This is a genomic window from Paenimyroides ummariense (assembly GCF_900115115.1).
GTDB classification, from domain to species: Bacteria; Bacteroidota; Bacteroidia; order Flavobacteriales; family Flavobacteriaceae; genus Flavobacterium; species Flavobacterium ummariense.
On sequence record NZ_FOVI01000002.1, the window covers coordinates 111,262 to 129,396 of the forward strand.

Sequence of the window (18,135 nt, forward strand, 5' to 3'; positions counted from 1 at the left end):
TTTCCAAAACCACCTCAATCAAACGAGGTGGTTTTTATTTACAACCATTCTAAATTCCAATTTCAATCGTTCTTTCGTCTGATTTAATATTAGTATCTTTGTATAAATTTTTTTAGAAGTTTCTATGAAGTTCGATATAAATAAAATACGCAGTCAGTTTCCAATACTTCATCAGCAGGTAAACGGAAAACCGCTGGTGTATTTTGATAATGCCGCTACATCTCAAAAACCACAGGTTGTCATTGATGCCGAAGTAAAATACTACAACGAAATCAATGCAAACATTCACCGTGGTGTGCATCATTTAAGTCAGGTTGCAACCGATGCATATGAAGAATCACGCATAAAAATCCAAAAACACATCAATGCCAAAAACAGTTTCGAGGTTCTGTTTACATCAGGTACAACGTTCGGAATAAATCTGGTAGCAAACGGTTTTGGTCAGATCTTAAAAGCAGGAGATGAGGTCATTGTATCACATCTGGAACATCATTCTAACATTGTGCCTTGGCAGTTTGCGTGCGAACGTTCAGGTGCGACATTAAAAGTGATTCCAATGTTGCAAGATGGTTCGTTGGATATGGAAGCGTATCAAAACCTATTGACAAAAAATACTAAAATTGTTGCGGTTAACCATATATCAAATGCGTTGGGAGTAGTAAATCCGGTGAAATTCATTATTGAAAAAGCACACCAAGTTGGAGCTGCTGTTTTAATCGATGGTGCACAGGCAACTCCGCATTTAAAACCTGATGTTCAGGATTTAGATTGTGATTTCTACGTTTTTTCGGGTCATAAAATTGGCGGACCAACCGGAACAGGAATTTTGTATGGTAAAGAAGTTTGGTTAAACAAACTACCGCCGTATCAAGGTGGTGGCGAGATGATTAAGGAAGTTACCTTTGAAAAAACTACTTACGCTTGTTTGCCGCATAAATTCGAAGCTGGTACACCAAACATTGCCGGCGGTATTGTGTTGGGTGTTGCAATTGATTACTTAAACGAAGTTGGTTTTGATAACATTGCGGCTTACGAACAAGAGTTGTTAGACTACGGAATGCAGCAGTTAAGTAAGTTAGAAGGAATTGAATTTTACGGAACAACCGCAGAAAAAGCATCGGTAATTTCGTTTAACTTTAAAGGAATTCATCCGTACGATGTCGGTGCGATTATCGATAAATTAGGAATCGCCGTTCGCACAGGTCATCACTGCGCACAACCAATTATGAATTATTTCGATATTCCAGGGACCATTCGCGCATCGTTTGCGTTTTACAACACCAAAGAAGAAATCGATGCAATGATCGAAGCGTTGAAAAAAGCCCAAATGATGTTGCAATAGTAAGGAAAGTCTTAAGGTCAAATGTCGAAAGTCTTCAAAACCTTAAACCTTAAACAAAAAACGTTAAACAAGAACAAATGACAATTAAAGAAATACAGGAAGAAATAGTAGATGAATTTGCAATGTTCGATGATTGGATGCAACGTTACGAATACATCATTGAACTAGGAAAATCACTTCCTATAATAGAAGATCAATACAAAGTAGAAGAAAATTTAATCCGCGGATGCCAGTCAAAAGTGTGGTTACACGCCGAAAAAAAAGACGATAAAATTGTTTTTACTGCCGATAGCGATGCCATTCTTACCAAAGGAATCATTGCTATTTTAATAAGAACATTTTCAGACCAAAAAGCTGTTGATGTAATGAATGCCGACACGTCTTTTATAGATGAAATCGGACTAAAAGAACATTTGTCGCCAACGCGTGCCAACGGACTGGTATCCATGCTAAAACAAATAAAATTATATGCAATCGCCCTTCAAGCCAACTGATAATATGGAAGATCAAATAGATGTAAACGAATTAGGAGAAAATATTGTTAGAACCTTAAAAACAATATTCGATCCTGAAATTCCGGTTGATATTTACGAACTGGGATTAATATACGATGTTTTTGTGAACGAAAATTACGATGTTAAAATTTTAATGACCCTAACATCGCCAAATTGTCCCGTTGCAGAAACATTGCCAATGGAAGTGAAAGAAAAAGTAAGCTCTATTAATTTAGTGAAAGATGTAGAGATTGAATTAACTTTTGATCCACCTTGGGATAAAGAAATGATGAGCGAAGAAGCTAAATTAGAATTAGGAATGTTGTAAAATGGAAGAGGAAATTGTAAATAAAGTAGCACAAAGCAGTTTGGTAATTTTCGATTTGGAAGATTATTATCCTACCGAAGAACGTGTTGTTTTAGATATATCGCAATGGCTTTTTCAAGGTTTCATTCTAAAGGAAAAAGAATTTAGAGATGCCTTGAAGAATTTCGATTTTACCGTTTATCAAGACAAATTGGTGGCTATAACCTGTTCAACCGATGCTATTTTACCGTCGTGGGCATTTATGTTGGTATCGTCATACGTACAGCCGTTTGCAAAAACAGTAGTTCAGGGATCGCAAGATCAATTAATGATAACCTATTATCAGCAATTAATTGATAAGTTAGATTTTTCTGCTTACGATAATCAACCGGTAATTATAAAGGGATGTTCTAAAAAACCAATTCCCGAAGAAGGTTACGTAATGGCAACCCAAAAAATGATGAATCACGCACGATCTATCATGTTTGGCGAAGCTTGTTCGGCTGTACCTATCTTTAAAAGAAAAAAATAGAAAAGAAAAAAGTTATGAAAAAAATTATTTTATTAAGTGTATTTTTAGTCGGTCAGATTTTTTACGCACAAACCGAAACTGCCCAAGTTGTAAAAGATACAACTTATTGGACCAAAAAAGGAGCCATTGCCGTTTTAGGGAGCCAGTCAAGTTTTTCACAATGGCAAGCAGGCGGATCGAACAATTTGGCAATTAATGGTTCGATAAATTATGACATCAACTACAAAAAAGCCGATTGGGTTTGGGATAACAAGTTTATAGCCATGTACGGTATAAATAAAATTAAAGGCGAAGATCAAAGAAAAACCGATGACCGTTTAGAAATTAATTCCATCTTAGGAAAAAAAGCCAAAGGGGAATGGTACTACTCTGCTTTTACCAACTTTAAAACTCAGTTTGATACCGGTTTAAACCCAAAAGACGAAACCGAACGCATTTCGCATTTTATGTCGCCAGCTTATTGGCAAACAGGTTTGGGTATGCTTTGGAAAAAGAACGACAATTTAAAAGTGAACATAGCACCCGCAACAGCACGTTTTATTTTTGTGCATAAACATTTCACAGAATTTAGTGAATCGTTTGGTGTAGAACAAGGTAAAAACATGCGTTTTGAACTAGGTGCAGCAGTAAATGCCTACTACAAAGTACAAGTAATGGAAAACTTTACCATTGAAAATATTTTAAACCTTTACAGTAATTATTTAGAAGATCCGCAAAATGTTGATATTGACTATCAATTAAATGCTGTTTTAAAGGTAAACAAGTACATTTCTACAAATTTAACATTTCAGGCATTGTATGATGACAACGCTTTTAAAGGGTTTCAAACACGTCATACTTTAGGCGTTGGATTAAATTATATGTTTTAATTTTTTATTTTTAAAGTATTTGTCTAAATTTATCAAATTATTCTATTAATTTATTCATTATGTTTAGAAAAATACTTTTCTTTCTTCTTCTTGCTAATATAAGCATGTATGCACAGAAAGTACAACCCGATTATGAATGCTTCAATATCGACATTAGTGAAATTGATGTTGATACAAGATTCTTAAGAGACGAAGACGATCCGGATTTTTATATTGTTTGTAAAAACAAGAAGATAGGAGTTACACCAAACTTTCAAACACAATACCTTCGTAGAACAGATGTTTATCAAGTAGAGCCTCTTGCATTTAATCCGTATCCTGCAGATCCTGCGGTAAACGGTGGTGTAGAAATTGAAGGGCCTAGATTTTGGGATGATTCACGTACACTATGCCCTATAAAGTTACCCTTTAAATTTTGCTATTTTAACCAGACTTATGAATACATAGATGTTTGGAGTAACGGAGCTGTAAATTTTAGAGACAATTCTAATTGTTTACCAACTACAAGAATCTCCTACATGAATAGCACTTTTAGTGGTCCACTGCCAGGAGGTCTTTTAGTACCTGCTTATAGAAATTCTATTTTTGGTACTTATCAACATACACATTGGGCTCAGGCAAATAAAACCGTTCATGGTAGTATAAATTACCATGTTGTTGGAACAGCACCATGCCGAAAATTTGTAATTAGTTTTTTCGAGTTAAATATAGCAGGGGTTACCCCGCTTCGTTGCCCAGCGCCACTTCCATACCAAACGCACCAGATTGTATTACACGAATTAACAAATGTAATTGACGTTAATGTTTTTCAACACGATAACTGCCCGGCAGACGATGCTTGGGAATCTTTGGCTGTTATAGGAATTATAGATCAAGCAGGTACCGTTTCGTACTCTCCTCCAAACAGAAATTTAACTCCATTTAATGCAGTCAACGAATCATGGCGCTTTGCACCTGCAGGCGAGTGTATGTACGATACCCAATGGACAGTTACCGATATAGATGGAACTGTTGTACATACCGAATTAGATGACTGTGAAGGAGAATTGGATATAATTGTTGACGAGTATAAAGAGGTAACAGCTACATTAATAGTTAATACATGTGTAGATACTTATACAGAAAGTTATAAAATTAGATTAAGACCCGCAATAGAAATAGATCAGGTAGATTTACAGCCAATCGTATGTGATAAGAATCAAAACACCTACGATTTAAATTTATTAACAAGAGCCATTAAAGACGGTCAGTCTGCATCACAGGCAGAAATCAATAAATTGCGTTTCTATTATTACGAAACAGAATTTGATGCCGATAATAAAGAGAATGAGATTAAAAATATCAGAGAATATCCAATAAAAGAAATAGAGAATCCGCTTTATATCCGAATAGAATATTCAGGATTAGAAGAATGTCCTGAGATTATAGAAGCGATGATTATCAAAGCACCTGTAGAAGTATTGCCAAAAACCGACGTATATATATGTACAGAGTATAAACTTCCGGTACTAACCAACGATGAGTTCTACTTAAAAATGGAGCGTTTAGACGAAGATGCAAATTTTGTGGTAGAAACAATGACCAATGTCAACGAAAACCAAGTTATAACAAAACATGGTTATTATCGAGTGTATGTTAAGAAAACAAATAAATACGCTTGTGAAGATGTAAAAAGTTATTTGTTAATGGTAGAAAACTGTAGCTATCCAAAAGGAATTACACCAAATGGCGATGGCGACAACGATTATTTAGATTTAACGTACAATAACGTACAAGAGTTAAAAGTATATAACCGTTACGGAAAACTTGTTTACGAACATGGTAAAGGATACAAGAGACAATGGATGGGTCAGGATTCAAGCGGAAAGATCTTACCATCAGGAACATATTTCTTATATATTAAAACAAGAAATTACGAATACCAAGATTGGATTCAATTGATGTACGAAGTAAAATAATCTTAATTTTAAAACTATGAAAAATCTTATATATAGTATTATTTTAATAGCCTCATCCAATATATATGCACAAAGCGGTATTGAAAGCGATGCGTTGTTTTTAAAATACGAGAAAGCGTATTTAGAAATGGGATCATCCAATCTTGGACGAGATTATGAGCAAGCTAATCAAAACTTTTATTCAAATTTTACCGATCATAAAGAGCGAAACAAGTTTAGTAAGAGTAAAGACAAAGAAAAGTGGTTAAATAAGAATTATAAAAAAACGTCATTTGTTTCGTCAACAGAAGCTGTAAATTCTTATACCAGCATGGTAAATGCACAAGAAGCTATAGATAAAATGAGTAACGATATTCAAGCGGTTAGAAACGAACTTTTAAAAAAGTACGATGTGAACTTAATTTGGACTACATTACAAAATAGAATCAAAGCTAAGTAGAATAAAAAACAGATAATCAAAAACCGCTTCATAATTGAAGCGGTTTTTTTATATCTGAACTATATTTGTTTATATAATTTTAAATGACTCCAAATAATTTACTACAAATATGGAATAATAAATCTAAATTTTGTTTTTATAAAGTATTTGTTTAAATTTAACGAATTGTTTGTAAAATTTATCCACTATGTTTAAAAAAATACTTTTCTTTCTGCTTCTTGCAAATGTAAGCATGTATGCACAGAAAACACAACCCGATTATGAATGCTTCAATATTGACATTAGCGAAATTGATGTTGATACAAGATTCTTAAGAGATGAGGATGACCCGGATTTTTATATTGTTTGTAAAAATAAGAAGATAGGTGTTACACCAAATTTTCAAACACAATACCTTCGTCGAACAGATGTTTACCAAGTAGAGCCACTTGCACACAATCCGTATCCTACTGATCCAACTATAAATGGCGGTACGGAATTGTCACACCCTACTTGGGATTTTTATGATTGTAGAACAGACTGCCCTATACAGTTACCTTTTAAATTTTGTTATTTTAATCAGGTATATGAACATATTTTTGTGTGGAGCAATGGTGCTGTAACATTTACTCCAAATGGTAATTGCTCTCCATCTACGTATCATTCATTTATGGATGAAGTTTTTACAGGTCCATTGCCAAACGGACTTGTTAATAATAATTTTTTAAATTCAATTTTTGGATCTTACCAGCATACACATTTCAGTAAAGCAAATTATCCAACAGGTAGTGTTAACTATCAAGTTTATGGAACGGCTCCTTGTAGAAAATTCGTGATTAGCTTTCATAATATGCCAGCAGCAGGGCTTTTTCCAACTAACTGTCCCCCACCTGTGCCTCTTCAATCTCACCAAATTGTATTACACGAATTAACCAATGTAATAGATGTAAATATTATTCAGCATGATAATTGTCCTTCAAATGATCCAATAGAATCTTCTGCAGTAATAGGTATCATAAACATTACTAACACTCAAGGGTATTCCCCGCCAAATAGAAATGTAGGTTCATGGGCAGCCACCAATGAATCATGGCGCTTTGCACCTGCAGGCGAGTGTATGTACGATACCCAATGGACAGTTACCGATATAGATGGAACTGTTGTACATACCGAATTAGATGACTGTGAAGGAGAATTGGATATAATTGTTGACGAGTATAAAGAGGTAACAGCTACATTAATAGTTAATACATGTGTAGATACTTATACAGAAAGTTATAAAATTAGATTAAGACCCGCAATAGAAATAGATCAGGTAGATTTACAGCCAATCGTATGTGATAAGAATCAAAACACCTACGATTTAAATTTATTAACAAGAGCCATTAAAGACGGTCAGTCTGCATCACAGGCAGAAATCAATAAATTGCGTTTCTATTATTACGAAACAGAATTTGATGCCGATAATAAAGAGAATGAGATTAAAAATATCAGAGAATATCCAATAAAAGAAATAGAGAATCCGCTTTATATCCGAATAGAATATTCAGGATTAGAAGAATGTCCTGAGATTATAGAAGCGATGATTATCAAAGCACCTGTAGAAGTATTGCCAAAAACCGACGTATATATATGTACAGAGTATAAACTTCCGGTACTAACCAACGATGAGTTCTACTTAAAAATGGAGCGTTTAGACGAAGATGCAAATTTTGTGGTAGAAACAATGACCAATGTCAACGAAAACCAAGTTATAACAAAACATGGTTATTATCGAGTGTATGTTAAGAAAACAAATAAATACGCTTGTGAAGATGTAAAAAGTTATTTGTTAATGGTAGAAAACTGTAGCTATCCAAAAGGAATTACACCAAATGGCGATGGCGACAACGATTATTTAGATTTAACGTACAATAACGTACAAGAGTTAAAAGTATATAACCGTTACGGAAAACTTGTTTACGAACATGGTAAAGGATACAAGAGACAATGGATGGGTCAGGATTCAAGCGGAAAGATCTTACCATCAGGAACATATTTCTTATATATTAAAACAAGAAATTACGAATACCAAGATTGGATTCAATTGATGTACGAAGTAAAATAATCTTAATTTTAAAACTATGAAAAATCTTATATATAGTATTATTTTAATAGCCTCATCCAATATATACGCACAAAGCGGTATTGAAAGCGATGCGTTGTTTTTAAAATACGAGAAAGCGTATTTAGAAATGGGATCATCCAATCTTGGACGAGATTATGAGCAAGCTAATCAAAACTTTTATTCAAATTTTACCGATCATAAAGAGCGAAACAAGTTTAGTAAGAGTAAAGACAAAGAAAAGTGGTTAAATAAGAATTATAAAAAAACGTCATTTGTTTCGTCAACAGAAGCTGTAAATTCTTATACCAGCATGGTAAATGCACAAGAAGCTATAGATAAAATGAGTAACGATATTCAAGCGGTTAGAAACGAACTTTTAAAAAAGTACGATGTGAACTTAATTTGGACTACATTACAAAATAGAATAAAAGCTAAATAGAATAAAAGGGAGGAACTTAGGTTCCTCCCTTTTTTATTGTTCTTCTGTTGCGTCGTTTTCTGTGTATTCCGGATAAAGGAAGTTGTTGTAAGGAAAACGGGTAATATGAATTTGTCTAACGGCTTCGTAAACCTTGTGGCGTAATTCTTCGAAATTGTCTTTCTCTGTTGCAGATATAAATACGGCATTGTTTTCGCCCACTTTGCTCATCCACGTGTTTTTCCATTCATTTATAGAATAGTGTTTAGAGGTACGTTCAATCATTAAATCTTCCTCATCAAATTCGTCGGCTTTGTAAGCATCAATCTTATTGAAGATCATAATAGTTGGTTTGTCATCGCTTTTAATATCTTTTAAAATTTGATTGACCGATTCAATATGATCTTCAAATTCAGGATGCGAAATATCAACTACATGTAGCAATAAATCTGCTTCGCGTACTTCATCTAAAGTCGATTTAAAAGATTCAACCAGCTGTGTAGGCAGTTTTCTAATAAATCCAACCGTATCAGAAAGTAGGAAAGGCAAGTTCTTAATAACCACTTTACGAACGGTAGTGTCCAAAGTAGCAAACAATTTGTTTTCTACAAAAACCTCACTTTTACCCAAAGCATTCATTAAAGTTGATTTTCCAACATTGGTGTATCCAACCAAAGCAACGCGAACCATAGCACCACGGTTACTGCGCTGAACAGCCATTTGGCGGTCAATAGTACGTATTTTTTCTTTCAGCAGGGCAATACGGTCGCGAACAATACGGCGGTCGGTTTCAATCTCGGTTTCACCCGGACCACGCATACCAATACCACCACGCTGGCGTTCTAAGTGTGTCCACATTCCGGTTAAACGTGGAAGTAAATACTGAAATTGTGCCAATTCAACCTGTGTTCTTGCGTAGGAAGTTTGTGCACGCTGTGCGAAAATATCTAAAATTAAGTTGGTGCGGTCTAAAACTTTGCAATCTAATTGGCGTGATAGATTTTTCTGTTGTGCCGGTGACAATTCATCGTCAAAAATCAACGTGTCAATCTTATGTTCTTTAATATAAAGTTCAATTTCTTCTAACTTACCGGTACCTACAAAAGTTTTAGGATTTGGTTTATCCATTTTCTGTGTAAACCTTTTTACCACTTCACCCCCTGCAGTTTGGGTTAGAAACTCTAACTCATCTAAATACTCCTGCAATTTTTCTTCTGATTGGTTTTGGGTAACAATACCAACCAATACCGCTTTTTCGTAATTTATTTCTTCTTTTTCTAGCATATTTTTTTTGTATAAGTTATATTAGGTTTACTGCAAATTTATCAAATTAGGTCGTAATAGCTTGCTGTTAGTTAGCCCGATAGTTGTTTTTTTTTTAAATATTGAAAAAAATCTTGATTATATTAAATTAATATTGTTATTTTAGTAATTTCTTAACAGAGGGTGTTTTGAAAGAAATAAGTAAGCATGTTTTATGTTGAAAAAAATTAAAAATTATCTTTGTAACATTGAAATATAAATTTGTCCTTTATGAAAATAAATAAAAGTATTGTTGCGGTAGTTTGTATTGTACTGGGAAGTTTAAAGGGATTTGCTCAGCAAGATCCTCATTACACGCAGTATATGTACAATCAAAGTATCTTAAACCCGGCTTATGCTGGTATCAATGATTATATGTCTACAGGTATATTGTATAGATCACAATGGCTGGGTGTAGAAGGTGCTCCACAAACAGCAACAGCATTTTTGCATACGCCTGTAGCTAAAAACGTAGGAGTTGGATTGTCTTTTATGAACGATAATATAGGTCCTGTTACCGAAAATTCTGTTAATGTAGATGTTTCTTATACTATTCGTTTAGGGCAAGGACACAGTTTAGCATTGGGTGTGAAAGGTGGTGTTACTATGCAGGAAATAGGTCTTTTTAGTAAAATTAATTATACTTTACCAAATCAAGGAGATATTGTTTTTGCAGAAGATAGTAGTGAAACATTGTTTAATGCGGGTGTTGGTGCATTTTATTTTACCAATAGATATTACGCAGGTTTCAGTGTTACCAATTTGCTAAATAACACTTATATTGATAAGGGAAACAGAAAATTCGGATCAGATGTAGCTCACATGTTTTTAACCGGAGGTTATGTATTTGATATTAATAAAGAATGGAAGTTTAAACCATCAACCATGTTAAAAATGGCGGTTGAATCTCCTGTTTCGGTGGATCTTTCTGCAAATGCATTATACAATGAAAAGTTAGAATTTGGTGTAACTTACCGTTTGCAAGATTCGTTCGGAGCTATGGTTAATTACAGAATTACTCCTAAATTAAGAGTTGGATATGCTTATGATTATATTACGTCTGACTTAAATTATAACACAAGCGGATCTCATGAAATAATTCTTTTATTTGATATTTTCTACAAGAAAAAAGTATCAAGTTCACCACGTTTCTTCTAACATTATCTGCTAAATAGTAATTATGAAAAAAATATACTTATCTCTATTATTAATAGGTTCCTTATATACAGCGCAAGCACAAAATACGGCTTTCATTCACAATTCGGAAGAACGCTTAAAACATGCCGACAATTTGTTTAAAAGATATGAATTTGTTGAAGCAGCAGAGCATTATAAAAAATTGGTGCGTGGTGAAAAAACCGACAGTTACGTTGTTTTGCAGTTAGCAGAAACTTATTATAATTTATTCAATACAGTAGAATCTGCAAAGTGGTATGCTAAGGCAATTGAATTAAATCCAAATCAAGACGCAGAAGTGTACTACAAATACGCACAAATGTTGAAGGCAAGTGGGCGTTACGATACTTCTAATAAAATCATGAAGAAATTTGCCGATTTAAAACCGGAAGATTCTCGTGCAATTGATTATTTGCAAAATCCTGATTATATCCCGGCATTAAGAAGCCAAGAAGCTTTGTTTACTTTTGAAGACAGTAGAATGAACCATTCGCAGTTTTCTGATTTTGGTGGAATTTTAACTGCAGATAATACTCTTTATTTTGCTTCTGCACGTGATGAATCTAAAAAGAAATATGGTTGGAACAATCAGCCTTTCTTAAATGTTTATGCAGCAACGTATGTGTCTGATGAAGAAAAATTTAAAGACATTAAACCAGTTGATGAATTAAATACAAAACATCACGATGGACCTACAACTGTAACAGCTGATGGTCAAACAATGTTTTTTGCTACAGAAAGTTTCCGTGGCGGGAAATATGAAAAGGATAAGAAAAACCGTCTAAAGAAAGGTAAAGTAAGTGTTTACCGTGCAAAGTATAACGGAAAAAGATGGACAGATATTGAGCCTGTTCCATTCAACTCACCAAATTACATGGTAAGTAACCCGGCGGTATCACCAGATGGTAAAACATTATATTTTGCTTCTGATATGCCAGGAACGGTTGGTGATATGGATATTTGGAAGGTAGCTTTAAACGAAGATGGTACATACGGAACTCCTGAAAACATGGGAACAATCGTAAATACCGAAGGTCGTGAATCTTTCCCTTTTATTTCAGAGGATGATAAATTGATTTTTGCTTCAAACGCACATAAAGGTTTTGGTGGATTGGATTTATATATGTTCGATTTAACTGATCCTAATGCAAAAGTTCGCAATATCGGTGATCCTATCAATACCGCAAAAGATGATTTCCACTTATCATATTATCCAGAGAAAGGAATCGGATTTTTATCAACGAACCGTGTAGGTCGTGACGATATCTATAAAGTTCGTCCGGTTTGTGTTACAGAAATGGTGATTACGGTTAAAGATCAAAAAACAGGCGCTATTTTAAAAGATGCGCAGGTTGCAATTTTAGATTACGATAAAAACGTAATTGAAACTCGTTTTACTGATGCTTACGGAATTGTACGTTATGATACCGACTGTAACAAGGTTTTTGCTTTACAGGTAAGTTCAGAAGGATACGAAAGCAAAGATGTTGAGTTACAGAAATGGGGTAATGGTAAATATCCTATCGATGTGGAGTTACGCCCAATTGAAATGTTGATTAAGGATACTAAAATAATCTTAGGCGATATTTACTTTGAATTTGATAAATCGAACATCACTCAGCAAGGTGCGTTTGAATTGAATAAATTAGTTCAAATCATGCAACGTAACCCTGGTATGAAAGTTAAAATAGAATCACATACCGATAATAGAGGTAGTGATACATACAACTTAAAATTATCAGACGAACGTGCACGTTCAACAATGCAATATGTGATCTCTAAAGGAATCAATGGCTCTCGTTTAGAAGCTCGTGGTTATGGAGAAAGCGCACCGAAAGTCGATTGTGGTGAAAATTGTACTGAAGAGCAGCACGCAATTAATCGTCGTTCGGAATTCATTATTACACAAAAATAATTTTACAGATTATATAGTTAAAAAGGCCTCATTTTTTGAGGTCTTTTTCTTTATTTAAAGTTTTGGCACAGTACTTGATATTTTGTATATATAAAACAAAAAATAATAAAAAATGAAAATATTCAGATTCGCATTAATAGCAATGGCAATGTTAACAGCAAGTGTTGGTATTGCGCAAAACAACAGGGGTAATGCAACTGTTGTGGCTCAGAATTACGATATTTCTGACAATCTGGATTTGCAGGCAGTAGCATCTATTTTTGGCGAATCTAGAGATTTGGAAGATTTTGAGCGAAGAATAAACGATCCGCAAGCACAAATATCAAACCTAGATTTAAATAATGATAATTATGTTGATTATTTGCGTGTAGTTGAAGTTGGTGAAAGCGATGTCCGCGTAATTGTAATTCAGGCAGTTTTAGGTCAGGATCAGTTTCAGGATGTAGCAACGATCGAGTTAGAGCGTCAACGTAATAAAACCGTTCAGGTGCAGATTGTAGGTAACTCATATATTTATGGTCCAAACTATATTTATGAGCCTTTCTACTACTCAACACCAATGTTTTTTGATATGTTCTGGATGGCAACATACCGCCCATATTATTCACCATGGTATTGGGGCTATTACCCAACATACTATTCATATTGGAGACCAATGCCGGTGTTTAGATACCACAGCCATATCTATTCGCACATAAACCACAGAAACAGATATTCATACACAGATAATCGTCGTTTAGTTCGTGCAGACCGTATGTACAGTGGTGTTAGAGGAAATTCATTAGAGCGTCAAAATCCTAACCGTTCTTTTACAAGCAGAAACGAAAATGTAACTAATCGTAGAGCTTTAGAAACTTCAAGAGATACTTCAAGATCTAGAAATGCCATAACAGGTAGTAACTTAAGAAGTTCTAACAGAAGCGAAGATGTTGGTAGAATTCAAAATGCAGATAGCAGAACTATTACTTCTGGAAGAGCAACTACTGTGAATTCCGGAAGACAAAGAGTTTCAAGCGAAGAATTTTCAAGAAACAGATCATCGAATGCAACCTTAAGATCAGACAGAGCAACTATTCAAAACAGTGGTTCTTTAAGATCAAATAGAAATTCATCTTCAATTAGAAGAGAATCTGCTCCGGCAAGTTCAAGAATCGAACGTTCATCACGTATTTCATCACAGCCAAGCAGAACTTTCAGTCAGCCAAGTTCTTCTAGCAGAAGTTCGGCTCCAACAATGAGTCGTAGTTCATCGCCAAGTATGAGCAGATCTTCAGCTCCGTCAATGAGTAGAAGCAGCGGATCAATGGGCGGCGGTGGCGGCAGAAGTTCATCTGGCGGCGGAATGACCCGAGGTGGTAGATAAATAAAAATTATTCAAAATTAAAAAGAGTGCCGAAAAGCACTCTTTTTTTATGATATTTAGCTAAATAAAGCTTTTAGTTCTGTTGCTTCGCTTGGTTGCATTTTTCCTGCTAAAACCAAACTTAATTGCTTTCTTCGCAACGCAGCATCAAATCTTTTAATTTCTTCTTCGGTTTCAGGTGTTATCGTCGGAATTTCAATTGGTGTACCCATTTCATCAACAGCAACAAAAGTGTAAATAGCTTCGTTTGCTTTTTGGCGGTTACCCGATTCACGATCTTCAATCCAAACATCCAAAAAAATCTCCATAGAAGTTCTAAAAGTTCTTGAAACCTTTGCTTCAATTGTTACAACGCTTCCTAAAGGAATACTTTTGTTGAACGCCACATTGTTTACCGATGCCGTTACACAAATTCTGCGCGAATGTCTGCGGGCAGTAATACTTGCAGCGCGATCCATACGGGCAAGTAATTCGCCACCAAAAAGGTTGTTTAATGGATTGGTTTCACCCGGCAATACAATATCGGTTAAAATGGTAATAGAATCTTTTGGGGTTTTAGATTGCATAATTGATATTTTTTACAAAAATAGCAGATTTATTTGAGAATATAATAAAAAAAAGACCCGTAAAGGTCTTTTGTATAATTAGTTTTCAATAAAAATCCAAGCGTCTTTATTTACTTTTTCGTGTATCTGTCGTAAATCAGCTTGTGCTTCTTCTTGTGTTGCGTAGCTGTTGTAAACCACCTGGCGCATATTGTGTTTAGATTTCGACAAATATTTTGCATTGGTGTAACCTTTTGCTTTTAATTCATCGGTTAAGATCTGTGCTTTGGCTTCGGTTTTAAAAGCGCCCGCTACAATATGAAATGATTTGGTTGGTTGTTGTTGTGTAACTTCGGCAATTTTCTCTTTAATAACCTTTGGTGCTTCAATCACAAACGTTGCTTGTTGCAGTTTTTGTTCAATTTGATTTTGAACATCTTTTTCAACGGCTAATTTTCTCTCTTGATAAACCTCATATTCCTGATAGGTAGAAACCGAACTGTACAAACCAACTGCCGCAACAACAGCTGCTGCATAACGCATCCACTGTAAACGTGGCTTGTTATTGGTTGATGTTGCTAATTCTATAACTTTAGTTTCGGTTGGTTGCTGTTCACGAGTTAAAGCGGTTGCCATAACTGCGGTTAATCCAAAAGAAGAAGTTAAGTAATTGGTTGATCCAACAGGTTCAAACTGAATTTTCTGTTCACTGTTTAAAGAAAGTTCACCAATATTTTTTAAATAAACCACTTCTTTACCGTTCAAATTTGCCTTCCATAACAAAATCTGATCTTGAATTAAAACAACGGCTTCGTTAAAAGATATTTGTTCTTCTAAAGCAATGTGATTTGCCAGTAAACCATCATTTTGTTGTAACAAACTGTTAAACAGTATGGTTTTCTTAGGTGGGGCAAATGTATTGCTGGTTTCGTTATAGCGTGCAGAAACGGTTTCGGTAATAAAAGCACCAAAACCGGGTACCGTTACACATTGGTAGCGGTATAATAATGCTGAAATATGTTTTTCGATCATCATAAGGCAAAAATAACCAATCAATACATTTTAAAGAAATTTATTCACAAATGTTATTAACAATTTTTGGCTTTTGTTGATAACATTTTGAGTTGGAATACTTTTCGTGTTTTTCAAATTTAAAAAATGATTTATATTTATAAAAGAATGATAATCAAAAAAATAAATGGATCAGTTAACTTTAACATCTTACCTTAAATTGTTGGCTTGCGATGGAGTAGGAGTATTGTCTGCCCGAAAATTGCTTGATCTTTCTAAAAATGTAAATAGTTTGTTCGATGCTGACAACAAGCAGTTTTTTACTGAGTTTAATATTCCGAAATCAATACAAAATGCGCTTTTAAATTTTGATAAAGACAATGTTATTCAAGAAGAATTAAAGTTTATAGAAAAGAATCATATTCAATGTGTTGGAATTTTAGATGATGAATATCCGAAGATGTTAAAGGAATGTGCTGATGCTCCCATACTTTTGTTTTATAAAGGGAATCTTTCTTTGTTAAACAATAATTGTTTGGCAATTGTGGGAACGCGGAAAATATCGACCTACGGAAAAGAAGTTACAGCAAAATTAATGGAACATTTACAACAGTACAAACCCACAATTGTAAGCGGAATGGCGTACGGAGTTGATATTACAGCCTATCACGAAGCTAAAAAATTCAATTTGCCAATGGTAGGAATTATGGGAACGAGTTTCAAAAAACTGTATCCTGCAACGCACAAGAATTTTTATACTGATTTATTCAACAACGGACTAATTATTACAGAATATGCCAGTTTTAATACGTTAGTGCCGGAATTATTTACACGAAGAAACCGAATTATTGCCGGATTATGCAGTGCAACAATTGTAGTTGAAAGCGCCGAAACAGGCGGATCGCTATCTACAGCTTATTTTGCAAACGATTACGCTCGTGAAGTTTATGCAATACCCGGAAAAATAACCGATGATTTTAGTAAAGGCTGTTTACGTTTGATACACGAAAACCGCGCGCAACTGCTATATAATTTTGAACACTTAATTACCGATTTAAATTGGAATACAACTGCTGAACCAAAGAAACAATTGGAAGTTAAAAAAGAAATCAACTTAAATGATTTTTCAGTATTACAACAAACTATTTTAAAAACCCTACAAAACGAACCCTTGCATATTGATGAACTGGCTTTGCAAACCGAATTATTAATGTCTGTTTTAAACGCTGAATTAATGATGTTAGAACTAAACGGAATTGTTGTTGGTTTACCCGGAAAGATTTTTAAAGTGAAAGGGTAAAAACCAATTAAATAACTCTAACAGAGTTTCAAACTCTGTTAGAGTTTTAGTTACAATAAAAATCTTAAAACGAATACCCCAACTTCTCACGAACTCGGTTTAAAGTACCGTTGGCAATAACAGCGGCTTTTGCAGCGCCTTCTGTCAAGAAACGATCAACCTCTTCCAAGTTGTTCATATAGTACGTATATTTTTCACGAATATCTTTAAACTTATCGCAAATCAATTCGAACAACGCTTGTTTTGCATGTCCGTAGCCGTAATTTCCACCTAAATAATTTGCACGCATTTGTTCAGTTTGTTCTTTCGTTGCCAATAACTTATAAATAGCAAATACGTTGCAGGTATCCGGATTTTTAGGATCTTCTAACGGAGTAGCATCGGTAACAATTGCCATAATTTGTTTGCGCAGCTTTTTATCGTCTTCAAAAATATTAATGAAGTTGTTGCGAGATTTACTCATTTTTTCACCATCGGTTCCGGGAACGGTCATAATTTCTTCCGAAATTTTAGCATTCGGCAACACAAACGTTTCTCCCATTTGGTTGTTAAATCGTGAAGCAACATCGCGCGTAATTTCCAAATGCTGTAACTGATCTTTACCAACCGGCACAAATTCGGCATCGTACAATAAAATATCAGCCGCCATCAACATTGGGTAGGTAAACAAACCTGCGTTAACGTTTTCTAAATAGCTGGCTTTATCTTTAAACGAATGCGCCAACGTTAAACGCTGAAACGGAAAAAAACAGCTTAAGTACCAGGTAAGCTCACAAGTTTGTGGCACGCTTGATTGCTTGTAGAAGGTAACACGATTGGTATTTAATCCACACGCAAGCCAAGTTGCAGCCACACTATAGGTATTTTCTTTTAATGTTTTAGCGTCTTTAATTTGTGTGGCCGAATGCAAATCGGCGATAAATAAAAACGTTTCATTTTCAGGATTATTTGCCATTTCAATAGCAGGCAAAATAGCTCCTAAAAGATTTCCAAGGTGTGGGGTTCCGGTACTTTGAACTCCTGTTAATACTTTTGCCATTCTTTAAAATTAAATTTTTACAAATTTAAAAGTTTATAA

General features: G+C 34.6%; 17 protein-coding genes. 13 read left to right on the forward strand and 4 right to left on the reverse strand.

Translation table 11 applies throughout. From position 1 onward, the window contains the following. Positions 1-124 precede the first annotated feature (124 nt). The 9 genes from BM253_RS02170 (at position 125) to BM253_RS02210 (ending at position 8,466) form a co-directional block, all read left to right on the forward strand. Positions 125-1,342 (forward strand): aminotransferase class V-fold PLP-dependent enzyme, encoded by a 1,218-nt coding sequence (locus BM253_RS02170; RefSeq protein WP_091518355.1) that lies wholly within the window; start codon positions 125-127, stop codon positions 1,340-1,342. Between the two features lie 77 nt (positions 1,343-1,419). Next, positions 1,420-1,836, forward strand: coding sequence for a SufE family protein (locus BM253_RS02175; protein WP_091518358.1), 417 nt, complete (start codon positions 1,420-1,422; stop codon positions 1,834-1,836). A 4-nt stretch (positions 1,837-1,840) separates the two neighbouring features. Continuing rightward, positions 1,841-2,164: an SUF system Fe-S cluster assembly protein gene (locus BM253_RS02180; RefSeq protein ID WP_091518362.1), complete on the forward strand. Its 324-nt coding sequence runs from the start codon at positions 1,841-1,843 to the stop codon at positions 2,162-2,164. Position 2,165: 1 nt separating this feature from the next. Further along, positions 2,166-2,675: a DUF2480 family protein gene (locus BM253_RS02185; RefSeq protein WP_091518366.1), complete on the forward strand. Its 510-nt coding sequence runs from the start codon at positions 2,166-2,168 to the stop codon at positions 2,673-2,675. Positions 2,676-2,689: 14 nt separating this feature from the next. Beyond that, entirely contained in the window at positions 2,690-3,544 is an 855-nt protein-coding gene (locus tag BM253_RS02190) for a DUF3078 domain-containing protein (RefSeq protein WP_091518370.1), read from the forward strand. Between the two features lie 59 nt (positions 3,545-3,603). Beyond that, positions 3,604-5,502, forward strand: coding sequence for a T9SS type B sorting domain-containing protein (locus tag BM253_RS02195; protein ID WP_091518373.1), 1,899 nt, complete (start codon positions 3,604-3,606; stop codon positions 5,500-5,502). Between the two features lie 16 nt (positions 5,503-5,518). Further along, positions 5,519-5,941, forward strand: a complete 423-nt coding sequence (locus BM253_RS02200) for a hypothetical protein (RefSeq protein ID WP_091518377.1) — start codon at positions 5,519-5,521, stop codon at positions 5,939-5,941. 187 nt (positions 5,942-6,128) lie between these two features. Continuing rightward, positions 6,129-8,027: a T9SS type B sorting domain-containing protein gene (locus BM253_RS02205; RefSeq protein WP_091518380.1), complete on the forward strand. Its 1,899-nt coding sequence runs from the start codon at positions 6,129-6,131 to the stop codon at positions 8,025-8,027. A gap of 16 nt (positions 8,028-8,043) precedes the next feature. Further along, positions 8,044-8,466, forward strand: coding sequence for a hypothetical protein (locus BM253_RS02210; RefSeq protein WP_091518377.1), 423 nt, complete (start codon positions 8,044-8,046; stop codon positions 8,464-8,466). Positions 8,467-8,499: 33 nt separating this feature from the next. Here BM253_RS02210 and hflX read toward each other — a convergent pair whose 3' ends face one another. After that, positions 8,500-9,729, reverse strand: coding sequence for a GTPase HflX (hflX, locus tag BM253_RS02215; protein WP_091518384.1), 1,230 nt, complete (start codon positions 9,727-9,729; stop codon positions 8,500-8,502). A 249-nt stretch (positions 9,730-9,978) separates the two neighbouring features. Between hflX and BM253_RS02220 the strand changes: the two genes are divergently transcribed. From BM253_RS02220 to BM253_RS02230, 3 genes are all read left to right on the forward strand, one after another. Further along, on the forward strand, positions 9,979-10,905 hold the full coding sequence (locus BM253_RS02220; RefSeq protein WP_091518387.1) for a PorP/SprF family type IX secretion system membrane protein: 927 nt from the start codon (positions 9,979-9,981) through the stop codon (positions 10,903-10,905). Positions 10,906-10,927: 22 nt separating this feature from the next. Continuing rightward, positions 10,928-12,838, forward strand: coding sequence for an OmpA family protein (locus BM253_RS02225; protein WP_091518390.1), 1,911 nt, complete (start codon positions 10,928-10,930; stop codon positions 12,836-12,838). Positions 12,839-12,950: 112 nt separating this feature from the next. Then, complete coding sequence (locus BM253_RS02230; protein WP_091518394.1) at positions 12,951-14,201, forward strand: hypothetical protein; 1,251 nt, start codon at positions 12,951-12,953, stop codon at positions 14,199-14,201. Positions 14,202-14,257: 56 nt separating this feature from the next. Here the strand turns inward: BM253_RS02230 and BM253_RS02235 are convergent, their stop codons facing one another. Together BM253_RS02235 and BM253_RS02240 are read right to left on the reverse strand one after the other, a co-directional pair. Continuing rightward, a complete protein-coding gene (locus BM253_RS02235) occupies positions 14,258-14,767 on the reverse strand; it encodes an acyl-CoA thioesterase (RefSeq protein ID WP_091518398.1) in 510 nt (169 codons plus the stop codon). Between the two features lie 78 nt (positions 14,768-14,845). Then, positions 14,846-15,781 (reverse strand): HU domain-containing protein, encoded by a 936-nt coding sequence (locus BM253_RS02240; RefSeq protein WP_091518399.1) that lies wholly within the window; start codon positions 15,779-15,781, stop codon positions 14,846-14,848. A 163-nt stretch (positions 15,782-15,944) separates the two neighbouring features. Here BM253_RS02240 and dprA point away from each other — a divergent pair, with 163 nt between their 5' ends. Continuing rightward, the gene (gene dprA, locus BM253_RS02245; RefSeq protein ID WP_091518403.1) at positions 15,945-17,057 is read left to right on the forward strand and encodes a DNA-processing protein DprA; all 1,113 of its coding nucleotides are present in this window, start codon (positions 15,945-15,947) and stop codon (positions 17,055-17,057) included. A 64-nt stretch (positions 17,058-17,121) separates the two neighbouring features. Here dprA and trpS read toward each other — a convergent pair whose 3' ends face one another. Next, positions 17,122-18,096: a tryptophan--tRNA ligase gene (gene trpS, locus BM253_RS02250; RefSeq protein ID WP_091518404.1), complete on the reverse strand. Its 975-nt coding sequence runs from the start codon at positions 18,094-18,096 to the stop codon at positions 17,122-17,124. Positions 18,097-18,135 lie beyond the last annotated feature (39 nt).

Bases quoted from the DNA above. Each gene is read 5' to 3' on its own strand.
- BM253_RS02170 (WP_091518355.1), top strand. From the start codon at position 125: ATGAAGTTCGATATAAATAAAATACGCAGTCAGTTTCCAATACTTCAT.
- BM253_RS02175 (WP_091518358.1), top strand. From the start codon at position 1,420: ATGACAATTAAAGAAATACAGGAAGAAATAGTAGATGAATTTGCAATG.
- BM253_RS02180 (WP_091518362.1), top strand. From the start codon at position 1,841: ATGGAAGATCAAATAGATGTAAACGAATTAGGAGAAAATATTGTTAGA.
- BM253_RS02185 (WP_091518366.1), top strand. From the start codon at position 2,166: ATGGAAGAGGAAATTGTAAATAAAGTAGCACAAAGCAGTTTGGTAATT.
- BM253_RS02190 (WP_091518370.1), top strand. From the start codon at position 2,690: ATGAAAAAAATTATTTTATTAAGTGTATTTTTAGTCGGTCAGATTTTT.
- BM253_RS02195 (WP_091518373.1), top strand. From the start codon at position 3,604: ATGTTTAGAAAAATACTTTTCTTTCTTCTTCTTGCTAATATAAGCATG.
- BM253_RS02200 (WP_091518377.1), top strand. From the start codon at position 5,519: ATGAAAAATCTTATATATAGTATTATTTTAATAGCCTCATCCAATATA.
- BM253_RS02205 (WP_091518380.1), top strand. From the start codon at position 6,129: ATGTTTAAAAAAATACTTTTCTTTCTGCTTCTTGCAAATGTAAGCATG.
- BM253_RS02210 (WP_091518377.1), top strand. From the start codon at position 8,044: ATGAAAAATCTTATATATAGTATTATTTTAATAGCCTCATCCAATATA.
- hflX (WP_091518384.1), bottom strand. From the start codon at position 9,729: ATGCTAGAAAAAGAAGAAATAAATTACGAAAAAGCGGTATTGGTTGGT.
- BM253_RS02220 (WP_091518387.1), top strand. From the start codon at position 9,979: ATGAAAATAAATAAAAGTATTGTTGCGGTAGTTTGTATTGTACTGGGA.
- BM253_RS02225 (WP_091518390.1), top strand. From the start codon at position 10,928: ATGAAAAAAATATACTTATCTCTATTATTAATAGGTTCCTTATATACA.
- BM253_RS02230 (WP_091518394.1), top strand. From the start codon at position 12,951: ATGAAAATATTCAGATTCGCATTAATAGCAATGGCAATGTTAACAGCA.
- BM253_RS02235 (WP_091518398.1), bottom strand. From the start codon at position 14,767: ATGCAATCTAAAACCCCAAAAGATTCTATTACCATTTTAACCGATATT.
- BM253_RS02240 (WP_091518399.1), bottom strand. From the start codon at position 15,781: ATGATGATCGAAAAACATATTTCAGCATTATTATACCGCTACCAATGT.
- dprA (WP_091518403.1), top strand. From the start codon at position 15,945: ATGGATCAGTTAACTTTAACATCTTACCTTAAATTGTTGGCTTGCGAT.
- trpS (WP_091518404.1), bottom strand. From the start codon at position 18,096: ATGGCAAAAGTATTAACAGGAGTTCAAAGTACCGGAACCCCACACCTT.